Origin of the sequence: Actinoplanes sp. NPDC049599, from assembly GCF_044465625.1 — a bacterium.
In the GTDB taxonomy this organism is placed as follows: domain Bacteria; phylum Actinomycetota; class Actinomycetes; order Mycobacteriales; family Micromonosporaceae; genus Actinoplanes.
In genome coordinates this window covers 1-15,297 of the sequence record NZ_JBITLX010000052.1, presented here as the reverse complement: position 1 = coordinate 15,297, position 15,297 = coordinate 1, and the positions used below count along the sequence as shown (strand labels likewise).

The window sequence follows — 15,297 nt, the reverse complement described above, 5'->3', positions numbered from 1 at the left end:
CACGATCACTCGCGGTCAGGCCCCGGACACGAGGGGCTGCCGGGACGGCTCCTCACAGTCGGCGCACGGCTCCGGAGCGCCGAACAGGCCCAGCAGGCCGGTCACCCAGAGCTGCCGGTGCGCAAAACGGCTGGGACGGGTGACGACCAGCTTGACGCCGCTGACGCTGGCCAGTTGGAACGCCGCCACCAGGGCGCTGATGCCCACGGAGTCGATGAAGCTCACGCCGTGCATGTCGAGCTCGATGCGCTCGGGGCGGCCGGCGGCGAGCTGACCCGCCACGGCTTCCTTGATCTCGTACGCGTTCTCGACGTCGATCTCACCCGCTGGGGAGATCTCCACCACCCCTGAGGGGAGTGTCGACGTCGTTATCGACAGCGTCACGCCACTACCTCCACCCGCCCGGGATGCCCCGGGCGCTCTCCTGTCACGGCCACGGCCGGACCTGCTGCCGTGGTCGTCGGGGGCGGCGGTGACTACCCCCGTCGGGTTCGGTGAAACTGATCCGAACCGTAGAGCGTGAACCTGGCAGGCACCTGTGTGCCCCGCGTGAACCGCAGCAAGCGTACCCATTGCTGTCCACCGCTTTACCCGACGTGATCCTGTCCACATCCGACATACCCCGGCTGTTCACCGGTACGTTTGTTTTTTGAGGCCCGTGGGCACCCTCGGTGGAGACGACCCACTCGCCGGCACCGGCGACCGCAGGAGGTACCGAGAAGATGCTCTCTCGTAAGAACACTGCCGAGCGCACAGCCGCGCAGGCCTGGGACTACCTGTCGTCCGCGATGGCGGACGCCGGCGAGAGCGCCAAAGACGCTGGAAAGCACACCGCCGACCTGGCGAGCGCCAAGGCAGCCGTGGCGACCGCCACCGCCGCCAAGCTCGCCGACAAGGCCGGCAAGCAGAGCCACAAGCTGGCCGGCCGGGCCGGCAAGAAGAGCAGCAAGCTCGCCGACAAGGCCGCGGCCCGGTTGAGCGCGGTCAGCGACGAGGCGTACGAGCGGGCCACGCTGGCCGCGAACGCGCTGGCGGGCCGCAAGCCCGGGCTGCCCTGGGGCCTGATCGTCGGCGCCGGCCTGCTCGGCGCCGCGCTGGGCTGGGCCGCCGCGTCGACCGCCCGGGCCGCGCTCGAGCGCCGCGCGGAGAACGAGCAGCTGGAGCTGGCCGAGCCGGACGCGGTCGTGGTGGCCACCCCGACCTACGACAACTGACCAGCGGCGACCGCCGGACGGAGCCCTTTGCCGCCCGGCGGTCGCTGTTGCCTGTCGTACCCCGCGCCTAGTCTCGTCGCATGGAACCCGTGTTCTTCGCCGACGCCGCCGAGCTGCGGGCCTGGTTCGTCGAACACCACGCGGACGCGCCCGAGCTGCTGGTCGGCTACTTCAAGAAGCACACCGGCAAGCCCACGGTGCGGCACACCGAGGCGATCGAGCAGGCGCTGTGCTTCGGCTGGATCGACAGCATCGGGCGGCGCATCGACGACGAGCGCTACCAGGTGCGCTTCACCCCGCGCCGCAAGGGCAGCGTGTGGAGCGCGGTCAACGTCGCCAAGATCGCCGAGCTGACCGCGGCCGGGCTGATGCATCCGGCCGGGCGGCACGCGTTCGAGACCCGCAAGCCCGAACGGGTGGCGGCCTATTCCTACGAGCAGCCGGCAGACGCGGTGCTCGACGAGCAGCAGACAGCCCGGTTCCAGGGCGAGGAGGCGGCATGGCAGTGGTTCTCGGCGCAGCCGGCGTCCTATCGCCGCGCGGCAGTGCACTGGGTGGTCAGCGCCAAGCGCGAGGACACCCGCCGGCGCCGGCTCACACAGCTGATCACCGACTCGGCGGCCGGCCGCACCGTGCCGCCGCTGACCCGCCGGTGAGCACCTCGCCGGGAGGTGTCGTGAATCTGTACAGTTGGCCCCGGCCTCCCGCCAGGGCACAGGCCGGCAACATCCGTCCGTGGCGACACCCGAGTAGATAGGTCCGCTGGTGCTCAGTTCGGGAAGTCTCCTGGACAACCGCTACCGGTTGGACGAGCGTATCGCCACAGGTGGCATGGGTGACGTATGGCGTGGCACCGACGTGGTGCTGGGCCGCACGATCGCCGTCAAGGTGCTGCGCACCGCAATGCTGACCGACCCGGAGTTCGCCGCCCGCTTCTACGGCGAGGCGCGGATGATGGCCGCGTTCCGGCACCCCGGCGTCGTCGAGGTCTACGACTACAGCGCCGGCGACCGCAACGACGAGGACAACTGCGCCTACCTGGTGATGGCGTACGTCGACGGCGAGCCGCTCTCGGCCCGGCTCAAGGAGCAGGGCCGCCTCGGGGTCGCCGAGACCATGTCGATCGTGTCCCAGGCGGCCGACGCCCTGCACGCGGCCCACGAGAACGGCACCGTGCACCGCGACGTCAAGCCGGGCAACCTGATCGTCAAGCCCAACGGCACGGTGATCCTGGTCGACTTCGGCGTCGCCCGCTCGGCGCAGGTGACAAGCGTGACCGGCCTCAACGCGATCGTCGGCACCGCCCTGTACATGGCGCCCGAGCAGGTCGCGAAGGGCAACGTCACCCCGGCCACCGACGTGTACGCGCTGGGCGCGGTCGCCTACCACTGCCTGGCGGGCCACCCGCCGTTCGACGGCGACAACGCTCTCCAGGTGGCCCTGCGGCACCTGGAGGACGACCCGGAGCCGCTGCCGGAGAGCACCGTGCCACCGGCGGTCCGCGAGCTGATCAGCCGCGCGATGGCCAAGCAGCCGGAAGACAGGTTCGCCACCGCCGCGGAGTTCGCCGAGGCGGCCCTGGCCGCGGCGGGCTCCCTCGACTGGCGCGCCCAGACCGGCACCTCGATGACGGGCACCACCCTGCGCCGCCCGTCGATGCTGGGCCCGGCAAGCACCGGCACCACCCTGGGCGGCGCGGGCCTGAGCGGCACAGGCCTGAGCGGCACAGGCCTGAACCGCACCACGATGAACGGCGCGGGCCTGGCCGGCGCGGGCCTGGGCACGCCCGGCACGTCGACGTCGCTGACCCGCCCGATGAGCCCGGCGGCGCCCCGGCGCACCATGCCGGGCCAGCGCAACCTCCTCGAGGCGGCGCCGGCACCGGTGGCGCCACCCCGCAAACGCGGCCGCACGAGGAACGAACTCGCCGTCCTGCTGACGGTGATCGGCTTGTTCATCCTGGCCGGAGGCCTGGCGCTGGCGATCGCCCTGCAAAACGGCAGCACAGGCGACAACAACCGGCAGGGCACGGTGGTACAAACCGAATCATCCGCCCCGGACGAAACCGACGCGACGGACGAACCGGACGAAACAGTGCCAGCAACACGGCCGGCAAACCCACCGAACGGCACCACGCCGAAGGTGACCCGCTCCCCGAGCCCGAGCAAGTCAGCATCCCCGTCGACATCCACGTCCACGTCGGCAACACCGACGCAGACGACTACGCCGCCGCCAACTGAGCCGACGACAACAACAACGCCACCGGTGACCGACCCGCCCACCGACCCGCCGGACAACGGTGGTGGCGGGGACGGCGGCGGAGGGTAACCGCGACCGGGCGGGGGTGCTCTGGGACGCGCGTGCAGTGCGCCGGCTCCGATGGGTGTTCTGTTGTCTGGCCGCCTGGTTCACCGGGCCGTTGGGCCCGCCCGTTGCTAAGCCGCAGGGTTCACCGGGCCGTTGGGGCCAGGCCGCTGGGCCGCCCGGTTCGCGGAGCCGTCGGGGCCAGGCCGCCGGGCCGCCAGGTTCGCTCGGCCGCCAGATCCGATGGGCCGCCGGGTTCGCTGGGTTCGCTGGGCCGCCAGGCCGCCAGGTTCGCCGGGCCGCCAGGTCCGCTGGGCCGCTGGGCCGCTGGGCCGCTGGGCCGCTGGGCCGCTGGGCCGCTGGGCGAGGATGCATCCAGGCGGGTGGAAGGCCTGCGCGGCGGGCGAGGCCGCATCCGGGCGGGCGTCTCCGACAGCGCGGTGCCGCGGCCGATTTGAGCGCGGCAGGCTCAGCCAAGCGCGCGACCGCTAAGCCCGGCGATCCCGCCTGGCACAGCGATCCCGCCTGGCACGACGATCCCGTCCTGCAGAGGACCCCGTCGAGCGAGGCGGTCCCCCCACTACGGCGATCCCCGCCCAACGTGCAGCCCGCCCACCACGCAACCCCGGCAAGGAACGCGGCCCGGCATGCACGCGGTCCTGGCAGACCGGGCGGTCACCAGCACAACGGTCCGCCCAGCGGACGACCGCCGAGCAGGGCGGACACCCACCACGACGATCCCGATCGACGTGCGGCCCGCCCTCCACCCGGCCTCGGCGAGCAAGCGGCCCGCCCAGCGAGCGCGATCCCGCTCAGCGGTCACCACCGAGCAGAGCGATCCCACCCCCGCGCTCCCGGCAAGCGAACCGCCCCGCCCCTGCGTGCGGTCGTTGATCGGGGAGTTCTCAAGTCGTGGCGGGATGGGCCGATGGGATGGGCTCTGGCAGGGCAATGCTCCCGAGCCGCCACCGGAAAGGCCCCGCATGACCACTCAGGTTCCCCCCGGCCCCGAGAACGCGGTCGCACCCCACGAATACCCACAGTTCGTCTCGGGTTACGCGCAGTACCCGCCACCGCCGCCGCCCGAGTATCGCCCGCAGCCGGCCCCTACGTACCCTGCCGTCTCGTACCCGCAGGAGGGCGCGTCCGGCTACCCGGTGCCCGTACCGTATCCGCAGCCTGGCACTCAGCCGCCGCCGGCGGCTTATCCCACCGCGCCGCCGTGGGCCACCGCGCCGCCCGCCGCCGGTCCGGCTGCCCCGCCGGAGCAGCCGCTGCCGCAGTACGGTGGGTTGCTGGTTCCCTATCCCGACGAGATGGCGCATGCCTCCCGGGCGCAGGCTCCCGCGGTCTGGCCGGTCGCCGTGTTCACGCTGCTGTTCAGCTTGCTCGGTGCGGCCTCCGCCAAGCGGCGTGCCGATCAGGCCCGGCGCACCCGGAACAGCTCCGCGCCGTACTGGATCGCTTTTCTGGTTTCCGCGGTGGCCGGCGGGTTCATCTGGTTCGTGCTCGGCGCCGTGGCGATCGGGCCGGTGATCACCGAGGTTCGGGAGAACCAGCGGCTTGAGGCCGTGCAGCGCAACGTCGTCGGGGACGGGCAGCTCAAGAATGCCCGGATCGCGGTGACCGCGGCGCAGTGCCGGGCCGTGACCGACCGCGACGCCGAGGGTATGCGCGACTACCTGTGCCGGCTGACGCTCGCCGATGGGAAGACCGCGTCGCTCACGCTCACCGCGGACGAGGACGGCCAGTGGCATTCCGGGCCGGGCCGCTGACGCCGGCCTGAGGATTCCCGGCCGCTGGAGTGGGCAGCCGGGATGGGGTGGGTGGGCCGTCGTGCTGTTCCGGGGGGAACATCACGACGGCCCCCTTTCGCACTGTCAGAAGACCGGGACGCCCGCGCGGACCAGGCGCCAGTTCTGCGCCGCGAAGTCCGCCGGGTTGATCTCGCCCTTGGCCTGTGCCCAGTCGATCAGCAGCTGGCGGATCTCCTGCTGGGCGTTGTAGACCTGGGTCTTCACGATGCCCGGGAAGTTGCCGCCGCCGCTGCGCCGGTAGTTGTTCACCGCCACCACGAACTGGGCGTCCGGCGCGACCGGCGCGCCCGCGAGCTCCAGGCGGGTGATCCGGTCGCCGACCGGGCGGCTGATGTCGATGTCGTAGTCGATGCCCGAGAACACGTCGTAGTTGTAGTCCGGGACCGCCGGGTCGCTGATCGTCGCCGGGTTCGGCTCCGCGCCGACCGGCAGCGTCACGAAGTACTTCGCCGAATACTCCAGGTACGCCTTCACCTCGGCGCCGGTCAGCACGACCGCTTCGAGCGTGTTGTCGTAGATGTACAGCCCGGCCACGTCCTTGATCTTGACGTCGCCCTGCGGGAAGACAGCGGTGCGGCTGAACGGCGCCGCGATCGACAGCACCGGCAGGGTCGCGTACTGCGTGCCCGCCAGCGCCGCGGTCACCGTGTCGGTCTGCACCTTGTTGATGAAGTCCAGGATCGGCGTGTCCTTGTAGCGGGACTCGGCCGCGGACAGCTCCACGGTGGAGGCCGCGACGACCTGGTTCACGTACGCGACCGTCTTGGCGTGCTGCGACCTGACCACCGCGAGCACCTTCGGATCCTCGGTGACCGTGTTCGTGTTGAGCAGGTCCGACTTCTTCGACGTGATGGTCCACCGGCCGCGCTCGCGGGTCAGCGTGAAGTCCATCCGGCTGAGCCGCTGGCCCCACTTCGACGGCTCGGTGAGCAGCACCTGCGCGCCGGTCGCGGTGTTGGTGACGAACCGCTGCGGCACGTTGGCGTGCGCGTGGCCGAACAGGATCGCGTCGATGCCGGGCACCTGCTCGGCGATGAGCGCGCTCGGGTTCTCGTTCGGCAGCTCGGGGCCGTAGCTGGAGGTGCCGCTGTCGCCGCCGTGCGCGGAGATCAGCACGATGTCCGCGCCGCGGGCCCGCATGACCGGCACCCATTTGGCGGCCGTGGCGATCATGTCCTTGAAGACCAGCTTGCCCTCGACGTTGCCGCGGTCCCAGATCGCCGAGCCCGGATTGGTCAGGCCGAGGATCCCGACGCGCAGCGTCGGTGCGCCGTGACCGAGGGAGACCTTCTTGATCACGTACGGCGTGAAGGCCGGCCGCCCGGTCGTGGCGTCGACGGCGTTCGCGGCCAGCGCGGGGAAGCCGAGCTGGCGGATCCACAGGTTCAGCAGCGGCAGGCCGTAGTTGAACTCGTGGTTGCCCAGCGTCACGGCGTCGTAGTGCAGCACGTTCATGGCCTTGGCCATCGGGTGCTTCTCGCCGGTGCTGGTGATCGGCTCCTGCTTGGCGTAGTACGTCGCCAGCGGCGTGCCCTGGATGGTGTCACCGGCGTCGAGCACCAGCGTGGCCTTGCCCCGCCGCTCGTCGCGGATCTGGTTGACCAGCGCGGCGAGCTTGGCCACGCCGACGTCGTTGTGCGCGCTGTCGTCGTACTCCAGGTCCTTGTAGTAGTCCCAGTTGTAGACGTTGCCGTGAGTGTCGGAGGTGCCGAGCACGGTGAGGTCGTACGTCTTCGGCGGGTGACCGGGGCGCGTGGCGGGAGCGGCACCGGCCGGGTCACCGACCACGAACGGAACGGCGGCACCGGCAGCGGCGGCGGCCAGCACTCCACGCCGCGAGATGCCTGCGGGAAGGGTCATCAGGAGCCTTTCGAAGGGGAGGGTGCAAGGTGCCTCGTGGGCGCCCACGAGGCACCATAACCGCCGATGCATCCACAGGCGAGGTGGTCCGTGTTGCGAACCGGCCAACGGCTGCCGGCCGGCCGGTGAGCGCAGCGCGGTGGGCGGAGTGTCGTAGTCATCTCGTAGGATCGCCGCCATGCCTGCGCAGCCGGAACTGCCGCTGCGTCCCATGACGCTCGGTGAGTTGCTGGACGCCGCCATGTCGCTGCTGCGGGCGCGGGCCCTGCCCCTGCTCGCCACCGGTGCCGTGCTCGGGCTGCTGGAGCAGGCCCTGCTGGCGCCGCTGCGGGCCGCCGCCTCCGTCACCGCCCCCTACTACGGGCCCGCCCGCGGGCATTTCGGGCAGTGGTGGGGCGTCACCTCGCTCGGCTTCGGCACCGAGATCGTCGCCGTCACCCTGCTCGGCGCCCTCGCCGCGGCCGCCGCCGGGCCGGCCCTGCTCGGCCGGCGGGTGCGGCACCGCGAGTTGTGGGCGCGGACCCGGCCGCTGGCGACCCTCGTCGTCGCGCTGCTGCTCGGGGCGCTCGGGGCGTTCGCGTGCTTCGCCGGGTTCTTCCTCTGGGTGATCGTCTACGGCCTGTTCAGCCTCACCGCCGCCGTGCTGGTCGTCGACCGCACCGGCAACCCGTTCAGCGCGCTCTGGCGGTCTGCCCGGCTCGCCTCGCGGGGCGGGCTGCGCGGGTTCTGGACGCTGATCTGCGCCTATCTGACCTGGTTTGTCATCCGGTTCGCGCTGGGCAGCGGCTGGGTGTGGGTCCTGACCCGGCTCAGCGGCGGCGAGCCGGCCTGGCTCGCCTGGTTGACCCCGGCCGCCTGGGCGCTCGCCAACGCCGTCGCCTATTCCGCGCTCGCCTGCGTCGCCGCCGTGCTGCTGGTGGAGACCCGGATCCGCACCGAGGGGCTCGACCTCGCGATCGGCCGGGCCCGCAGCCGCGGCGAGGACGACTCCGCCGCCCTGGTGCATGCCCGGTGACCAGGGTCTGGGACGAGTTCGCGGCATCGGTCTTCGATGTCGTGGCGCCGCAGACCCTGCTCCTGCTGGGGCTGCTGGCGGCGGGGATCACCGGCGCGCTCTGGTACTGGTTCCCCGCCTGGGTGCCACGCCGGCTGCCCCGGTGGCGGCTGCCCCGGCTCCGGTGGCCCCGGTGGCGGTTGCCGAAGTGGCGCCGTACCCGTCGGCCGAAGGCCAAGCCCGCCCGCAAGTCCAAGGCCGGGCCCGCTTTCGCACCGACCGTGGTGCTGCCCGACGGCACCCTGCTGGCCGACCGGCTGGCCGCCGAGGGCCGCTATGCGGAGGCCATCCGGCAGCGCCTGCGCGACGTGGTCGGTGACCTGACGGCCGCCGGTGTGATCGCGCCGCTGCCCGGCACGACCGCCGCCGAGGTCGCGGCCGAGGCGGCCGTGCAGCGCCCGGCCGTGGCCGGCTCGCTGGCCGGCGCCACCGACCTGTTCTCCGAGATCTGGTACGGCGACCGCCCGGCCCAGGCCGACCACGACGCCCGGATGCGCGCCCTGACCGGCGACGTCCGCAGCCGGATGCGGGGTGTCCCGTCATGAGGTCACGCCGCTGGCTGCGGTTCGCGCTGCCGTTCGCCGTGGTCGCCGGGCTGGCCACGATGACCGGGGTGGCGCACGTGGTGCAGCAGCCCGATCCCACCGACGCGTCCTTCCTCTCCCCCACCAGCGATGCCGGGGACGGCGCCCGGCTGCTGGCCGACGACCTGACCGGCGGCGGCGTCCGGGTGATCGTGAGCAAGGGCAGCGCCGAGGCGATCGCCGCGGCCTCGGCGGCCGGGCCTGCCACGATCTTCGTCACCACCCCCGGGCTGATGCACCCCACCTACCTGAACCGGATGACCTCGCTGCCGGCCGAGGTCCGGCTGGTGCTGGTGGCACCCGACGCGACCACGCTCACCACCGCCGGGCTCAACGTGCCGGTGCTCGGCCCTCGCTGGACCGCCGCGGCGCCACGGCCGGGGTGCGCCACCGACGTCGCGGTCGCCGCCGGACCGGCCGCGGTGCAGCGCTGGCGATACGACGCCCGCGGCTACGGCGGTGTCCGCTGCTACGGCGACGGGCTGGTCGAGTTCACCGGCTCCCCGGCCACGATCACGCTGGTCGGCGCCGCGGACCCGTTCCGCAACGACCGCGCCGACGAGCACGGCAACCGCACGCTGGCCCGCGGGCTGCTCGGGCGTACCCCGTCGGTGATCTGGCTGGACCTGCACGAGCGGGAGCCGGACCCGGACGAGGGCACCGGGCAGTCCGGCGAGGAGGACGAGCGGAGCTCGGGCGGCGACCCGGGGGCCGAGGACGAGGGCGGCAGCGGCGACCGGAGCGGCGAGACCGGCCCGGAGCAGGACCAGGCCGGCGACCCGCAGGACGGCGAACCCGGCGAGGGTGAGGGCGACGGCAGCTCCGCGCAGGGCGGCAACCCGGTCACCGACAGCCCGCTGGCCCGGGCGTTCCCGCCGGCGGTCTGGGCCACCCTGGCGCTGCTGGCGCTGGCCGCGCTCGCGCTGGCCGCCGCCTCGGCACGACGGCTCGGCGCCCCGGTGGCCGAGCCGCTGCCGGTGCGGGTCCGGGCCGCCGAGACCGTCCGCGGCCTCGGCGGGCTCTACCGGCGGGCCGGCGCGCGCAGCACCTCGCTGGCGACCCTGCAGGGCGCGGCCCGGCTCCGGCTCGCCGAGCACTACGGGCTGCCCCCGGACGTCCCGGCCGACGAGGTCGCCGAGCGGGTCGCGGCCACCCTCGGGCAGCCGGTGCTCGAGGTACGGCATGTGCTCAGCGGCGGTGTCGAGGACAGCGACGAGGAGCTGGCCCGCGCCGCCACGACCGTGCAGAACCTGGTCCGGTACGTGACGGGCCAGCAGAACTGGCAGCAGGGACCTGACGAGGGGACATTGACGTGACGTCAGCCGTGGAGATGGAGGCCCGCGCGGCCCGCGAAGCGCTGCAGCGCCTGCGGGCCGAGGTCGGCAAGGCCGTCATCGGCCAGGACGCCGTGGTCGGCGGGGTGGTCATCGCGCTGCTCTGCGGCGGCCACGTGCTGCTGGAGGGCGTGCCCGGGGTCGCCAAGACGCTGCTGGTGCGGGCGCTGGCCGCCGCGCTGGACGTGGACACCAAGCGGGTGCAGTTCACCCCGGACCTGATGCCCGGCGACGTGACCGGCTCGCTGGTCTACGACGCGCGCAGCGCCGCGTTCAACTTCCGGCCCGGGCCGATCTTCACAAACCTGCTGCTCGGCGACGAGATCAACCGGACTCCGCCGAAGACCCAGGCGGCGCTGCTGGAGGCCATGGAGGAGCGCACGGTCAGCACCGACGGCGAGACCCGCCGGCTGCCCGAGCCGTTCATCGTGGTCGCCACCCAGAACCCGATCGAGTACGAGGGCACGTACCCGTTGCCGGAGGCGCAGCTGGACCGGTTCCTGCTCAAGCTGACCGTGCCGCTGCCGCAGCGCGAGGAGGAGCTGGGGGTGCTGAAGGCGCACCACAACGGCTTCGACCCGCGGGACCTGAAGGCCGCCGGGGTGGGCCCGGTGGCCGGCCCGGCCGACCTGGCCGCGGGGCGCGAGGCCGCCCGCCGGGTCGCGGTCGCCGAGCCGGTGCTGGAGTACGTGGTGGACCTGTGCCGCGCCACCCGGGTGTCGCCGGCGCTGGAACTGGGCGCCTCGCCGCGCGGCACGACGGCGCTGCTGGCCGTCGCCAAGGCCCGGGCCTGGCTCAGCGGCCGCGAGTACGTGCTGCCCGACGACGTGAAGGCCTTCGCCATCCCGGTCCTGCGGCACCGGGTCCGGCTGCGCCCGGAGGCGGAGCTGGACGGCGTCTCCACCGACTCGGTGCTGCGAACCGTGCTGGGCGCCGTGCCCGCGCCCCGCTGAGCCGACCGTGATCACCAGGCGCTTCGCGCTGCTGCTGGCGCTGGGTGTGCCGCTGCCCGCGCTGCTGCCGGGACCGTGGCTGCTGACCGCGGCCGTGCTCGGGCTGGCGGTGCTGGCGGCGGTGCTGGACGTGCTGGTGGCGGCGCCGCTGACCGGGGTCACGCTGCGCCGCGACGGCGAGACCACGGTGTGGCTGGGCGAGACCGCCACCATGACGCTGACCGTGGGCAACGCCTCCGGACGGCCGCTGTGGCTGCGGCTGCGCGACCGGTGGGTGCCGTCGGCCGGCGCGGACCACACCGAGCACCGGCTCAGCCTGCTGCCCGGCGAGGAGCAGGAGCTGACCAGCACGCTGACCCCGACCCGGCACGGCGACCGGCCCGCGGTCCGGGTGACGCTGCGCTCGTACGGGCCGCTGGGGCTGGCGTACCGGCAACGGCGGCAGGCGTGGGACCAGGCCCGCACGCCCGAGACGACGCTGCGGGTGCTGCCCCGCTTCCCGTCCCGGCGGCTGCTGCCGGAGAAGCTGGCCAAGCTGCGGGTCTTCGACGGCGCGGTGGTCACCCGCGGGCGCGGCCAGGGCACCGAGTTCGACGTGCTGCGCGAGTACGTGATCGGCGACGACGTGCGCTCGATCGACTGGCGGGCCAGCGCCCGTACCCACGACGTGGTGGTCCGCACCTGGCGCCCGGAACGGGACCGCCGGGTGATCTGCGTGCTGGACACCGGCCGCACCTCGGCGGCCCGGATCGGCGACGAGCCCCGGCTGGACGCGGCGATCGACGCGGCGCTGCTGCTGGCGGTGCTGGCCTCCAAGGCGGACGACCGGGTCGACCTGCTGGCGCTGGACACGGCGGTCCGGGCCAAGGTGGAGGGCGGCGGGCACCGCACCAAGCTGCCCCGGCTGATCAGCTCGATGGCGGCGCTGGAACCGGCCCTGGTCGAGACGGACTTCGGCCTGGCCGCGGGCGACCTGCTGCGCCGCGACCACAAGCGGGCCCTGGTGGTGATCTTCACGGCGCTGGACGCGGCGCCGATCGTCGAGGGCCTGCTGCCGATGCTGTCCCGGCTGACCACCCGGCATCGGGTGGTGCTGGCCAGCGTTCGAGACCCGGAGACGGCACAGCTGGCCGAGCTCCCGCCGGAGGGCGCGACCGCCGCCGACGTGCACGTGGCCGCGGCCGCTGAGCTGGCGCTGGCCGAGCGGGGGCGGGTCCGGGCCTTGCTGGAGCAGCAGGGGGTGCTCGTGGTGGACGAGCTCCGCGACGGGTTTGCCTCCAAGGTCGCCGACGTCTACCTGATGCTCAAGGCTGCTGGGCGGCTTTAGTTGCGGTGGCGGGATGTGCCGGCCGGGTGCGCGCCTCAGGCGGTCGGCACCGGCGTCACGGAGTGTTCCGGGGGCAGGTCGCCGGTTTCGCCGCGGCGGTGTGCCGCGCCGCCCACGCCCAGCGCGTACCCCAGGAACGCCAGCCACACCACCGCCCCGATGCCCACCCGCACCAATGTGGGCAGGCCGGACGGGGTCACGTACGCCTCCAGCAGGCCGGCGACGCCCAGCGTGACCGCCAGGCCCAGCGCGACCAGCATGCCGCCGCGGGCCCGCGCCGCCAGCGCCTGCCCGCGGGTGCGGTGCGGGCCCGGCGCGATCCAGGCCCAGCCGATCCGCAGGCCCACGCCGGCGCCGACGAAGATGCAGGTCAGCTCGAGCAGGCCGTGCGGCAGGATGAGGCCGAAGAAGGTGTCCGCGTGACCGGTGTAGATCATCACGCCGCCGGACATGCCCAGGGCGAACATGTTCTGCCCGAGGATGTACAGGACCGGCAGGATCAGCACCCCGGAGGCCAGGCACTGGGCCGCGATCAGGGCGTTGTGGGTCCACACGCTGGCCGCGAAGTTCTGCGCCCGGAACTCGCTGTAGTAGCCGGCGAAGTCCTCCTCGGCGTACCGCTGGAGCTCCTGGCCGCTGCCGAACAGGCTGATGACGTCCGGGTTGGCGGAGAAATACCACATCAGCGCCCAGAGCAGCAGCACGTCCACGACCATCACGGTCAGCCACCAGCGGCGGGCCCGGTACAGCTGGGCCGGGAACGACGAGGTGAAGAACCGCAGCACCGGCTGCCAGGAGAAGGTGCGCCCGCCGGTGACCGCGGCGCGGCCGGCGATGACCAGCTGGGACAGCGAGGCCAGCAGGATCGGGTCCGGCGAATGGCTGCGGACCACGGACAGGTGGGTGGCCGCCCGCTGGTAGAGCAGCACCAGCTCATCGGCCTCGTCCGGGGACAGCTTGCGCCGCCGGGCCAGCACCTCGAGGCGGTTCCACTCGCCGCGGCGCTCGCTGACGTACGCGTCCAGATCCACCGGCGCAGCGTAGCCAACGCCGATCGGGTTAACTAGCCGCATGACTGTGGCGGTGACGACGACCGGCGGCACCGACGAGCCGCTCGTCAACGGCGAGGCCGTCGAGGTGGACGTACGCCCGGCCCGGGTCGGCTCCCGCGGCCTGGCGCTGATCATCGACATCTGCGTGCAGGTGCTCTTCGCCCTGCTGCTGGTCATCATCGTGGTGATCGGCGCGTCGATGCTCCCGGACGGCGTGGCCGACGGCGCGTTCATGCAGGCCGCCTTCACCATCGCGGTGATCCTGGTGTTCATCGCCTACCCGACGATCGCCGAAACCCTCACCAACGGCCGCAGCCCGGGCAAACGCGCGATGGGCCTGCGAGTGGTCCGGGTGGACGGCGGCCCGATCCGCCTCCGGCACGCCCTGACCCGCACCCTGGTCGGCGCGGCGGTGGAATGGCCGGGCCTGCTCTTCCCCCCGCTGACCTGGGCGGTAGCCCTGACCACAATGATCTTCTCGCCCCAGGGCCGCCGCCTCGGCGACCAGGCGGCCGGCACCTTCGTCATCCACGAACGCTCCCCGGCGCCATGGGGCTGGGTCCCGTCGATGCCGCCGCAGCTCGCAGCGTGGGCGGCCGACCTGGACCTGAGCGGACTGGACGACCAGCTGGCCCTGGCCGCCCGGCACTACCTGGCCCGCGCGGGCGAGATCCGCCAGCCCCAGAACGGACGTTTCGCCCACTCCCTGGCCCAGGAGATCGCCGAGAAGATCGCCCAGCAGCCACCGCCGGGCACCCCGCCATGGATGTTCCTGAGCGCGGTGCTCGCAGAACGCCGCCGCCGCGCAGGCTCCCGGGTCCACACAACCCGAGCCCTGACCCAGCGAATCTGGCCCGGCTTCGGCCGGCTCGAATGGGCACAACCAGCGGCGACCGACCCTACGTGGGACCCGGCGGGCGCCAACCGCCCACTACTAGGCGTAGTCAAAGAAGAGGGACGCCCCCTCTAGAGACCGAGAAGCTCAAGATCTTCGTGGTCGCCATGACCTTGGCCCGCAAGGTCTGCGCAATCTCCAAGATCTGCGCGGCCCGCAAGACCTTCACAGCCCGCAAGGTCTTCACGGCCCGCACCGCCTTCACGGTCCGCACGGTCTTCGCGGCCCGCACGGTCTTCGCGGCCCGCACGGTCTTCGCGGCCCGCACCGCCTTCACCGCCCGCACCGCCCGCACCGCCTTCACGATCCGCACGATCCGCACGATCCGCACGATCCGCACGATCCGCACGATCCGCACGATCCGCACGGTCAAATTCTGGATGTCGTGCGTGGTTGCATGGTGCTGACCGTCGCTCCCGCCGAACGCGAGGTCCGTGCTCGGTCACCCCAAACCACCGACTCGCCCACCCTCCTGCCCGCTCCCGCACCCCGCCGCGGCTAGATCTTGGAGCGCAGCGGCACCGCCAGATCGATCTAGCTCATCAAGATCGACAGAAAGGCCGCGACACGGCCGGCCGGGACCCGATCTCGGAGCGTGACGCTCACCCCCCCGCCACAAGATCGACAGAAAGGCCGCGGCACGGCCGCCCGGGACCCGATCTCGAAGCGAGACGCTCACCTCCCCGCCACAAGATCGGCAGAAGGGCCGCACCGGCCCCTGCGCGGTGACCGATCTTGGGGCATTGTGGTCAACTCCCCGCTCCACGATCGACTGAAAGACTGTGACCGATCTTGGAGAGCTGAGGTTGCTCGACTTTTGCCATGTGGCGGAGCCCTTACGCGCCTTGACTTTCGGCGTCCGCGGGGGTCGGGCGGCGTCTCGAAGTTCTCGCCGAGGATTTC

At 72.8% G+C, this 15,297-nt stretch carries 14 protein-coding genes; 11 read left to right on the top strand and 3 right to left on the bottom strand.

The features are described 5' to 3' along the window. Window positions 1–15: 15 nt before the first annotated feature. Window positions 16–384 (bottom strand): STAS domain-containing protein, encoded by a 369-nt coding sequence (locus ACIBQZ_RS42520; protein ID WP_396094646.1) that lies wholly within the window; start codon window positions 382–384, stop codon window positions 16–18. Window positions 385–722: 338 nt separating this feature from the next. Here ACIBQZ_RS42520 and ACIBQZ_RS42515 point away from each other — a divergent pair, with 338 nt between their 5' ends. From ACIBQZ_RS42515 to ACIBQZ_RS42500, 4 genes are all read left to right on the top strand, one after another. Further along, window positions 723–1,214: a hypothetical protein gene (locus ACIBQZ_RS42515; protein WP_396094645.1), complete on the top strand. Its 492-nt coding sequence runs from the start codon at window positions 723–725 to the stop codon at window positions 1,212–1,214. Window positions 1,215–1,294: 80 nt separating this feature from the next. After that, window positions 1,295–1,870, top strand: coding sequence for a YdeI family protein (locus ACIBQZ_RS42510; protein WP_396094644.1), 576 nt, complete (start codon window positions 1,295–1,297; stop codon window positions 1,868–1,870). A gap of 109 nt (window positions 1,871–1,979) precedes the next feature. Beyond that, window positions 1,980–3,542 (top strand): serine/threonine-protein kinase, encoded by a 1,563-nt coding sequence (locus ACIBQZ_RS42505; protein WP_396094643.1) that lies wholly within the window; start codon window positions 1,980–1,982, stop codon window positions 3,540–3,542. 959 nt (window positions 3,543–4,501) lie between these two features. Continuing rightward, a complete protein-coding gene (locus ACIBQZ_RS42500; RefSeq protein ID WP_396094642.1) occupies window positions 4,502–5,293 on the top strand; it encodes a hypothetical protein in 792 nt (263 codons plus the stop codon). 105 nt (window positions 5,294–5,398) lie between these two features. On the opposite strand, the gene ACIBQZ_RS42495 is transcribed toward ACIBQZ_RS42500, so the two are convergent. Continuing rightward, complete coding sequence (locus ACIBQZ_RS42495) at window positions 5,399–7,195, bottom strand: bifunctional metallophosphatase/5'-nucleotidase (RefSeq protein ID WP_396094641.1); 1,797 nt, start codon at window positions 7,193–7,195, stop codon at window positions 5,399–5,401. A gap of 178 nt (window positions 7,196–7,373) precedes the next feature. Between ACIBQZ_RS42495 and ACIBQZ_RS42490 the strand changes: the two genes are divergently transcribed. Genes ACIBQZ_RS42490 through ACIBQZ_RS42470 form a run of 5 tightly spaced genes read left to right on the top strand, consistent with a single transcriptional unit; the run spans window position 7,374 to window position 12,447 of the window. Next, entirely contained in the window at window positions 7,374–8,210 is an 837-nt protein-coding gene (locus ACIBQZ_RS42490; protein ID WP_396094640.1) for a hypothetical protein, read from the top strand. Continuing rightward, window positions 8,207–8,794, top strand: coding sequence for a DUF4129 domain-containing protein (locus ACIBQZ_RS42485; protein WP_396094639.1), 588 nt, complete (start codon window positions 8,207–8,209; stop codon window positions 8,792–8,794). The genes ACIBQZ_RS42490 and ACIBQZ_RS42485 overlap by 4 nt, the downstream gene beginning before the upstream one ends. Continuing rightward, window positions 8,791–10,149 (top strand): DUF4350 domain-containing protein, encoded by a 1,359-nt coding sequence (locus ACIBQZ_RS42480; protein ID WP_396094638.1) that lies wholly within the window; start codon window positions 8,791–8,793, stop codon window positions 10,147–10,149. The genes ACIBQZ_RS42485 and ACIBQZ_RS42480 overlap by 4 nt, the downstream gene beginning before the upstream one ends. Window positions 10,150–10,163: 14 nt before the next feature. Then, complete coding sequence (locus ACIBQZ_RS42475; protein WP_396094659.1) at window positions 10,164–11,120, top strand: AAA family ATPase; 957 nt, start codon at window positions 10,164–10,166, stop codon at window positions 11,118–11,120. A gap of 7 nt (window positions 11,121–11,127) precedes the next feature. Then, window positions 11,128–12,447, top strand: a complete 1,320-nt coding sequence (locus tag ACIBQZ_RS42470) for a DUF58 domain-containing protein (protein WP_396094637.1) — start codon at window positions 11,128–11,130, stop codon at window positions 12,445–12,447. 35 nt (window positions 12,448–12,482) lie between these two features. Here the strand turns inward: ACIBQZ_RS42470 and ACIBQZ_RS42465 are convergent, their stop codons facing one another. Then, window positions 12,483–13,478, bottom strand: coding sequence for a stage II sporulation protein M (locus ACIBQZ_RS42465; RefSeq protein ID WP_396094636.1), 996 nt, complete (start codon window positions 13,476–13,478; stop codon window positions 12,483–12,485). A gap of 40 nt (window positions 13,479–13,518) precedes the next feature. Here ACIBQZ_RS42465 and ACIBQZ_RS42460 point away from each other — a divergent pair, with 40 nt between their 5' ends. Together ACIBQZ_RS42460 and ACIBQZ_RS42455 are read left to right on the top strand one after the other, a co-directional pair. Next, window positions 13,519–14,469 carry an RDD family protein gene (locus tag ACIBQZ_RS42460; RefSeq protein WP_396094635.1) on the top strand — a complete coding sequence of 317 codons (951 nt, stop codon included), beginning with the start codon at window positions 13,519–13,521 and terminating at the stop codon, window positions 14,467–14,469. 32 nt (window positions 14,470–14,501) lie between these two features. Next, window positions 14,502–14,801 (top strand): hypothetical protein, encoded by a 300-nt coding sequence (locus tag ACIBQZ_RS42455; protein WP_396094634.1) that lies wholly within the window; start codon window positions 14,502–14,504, stop codon window positions 14,799–14,801. Window positions 14,802–15,297 lie beyond the last annotated feature (496 nt).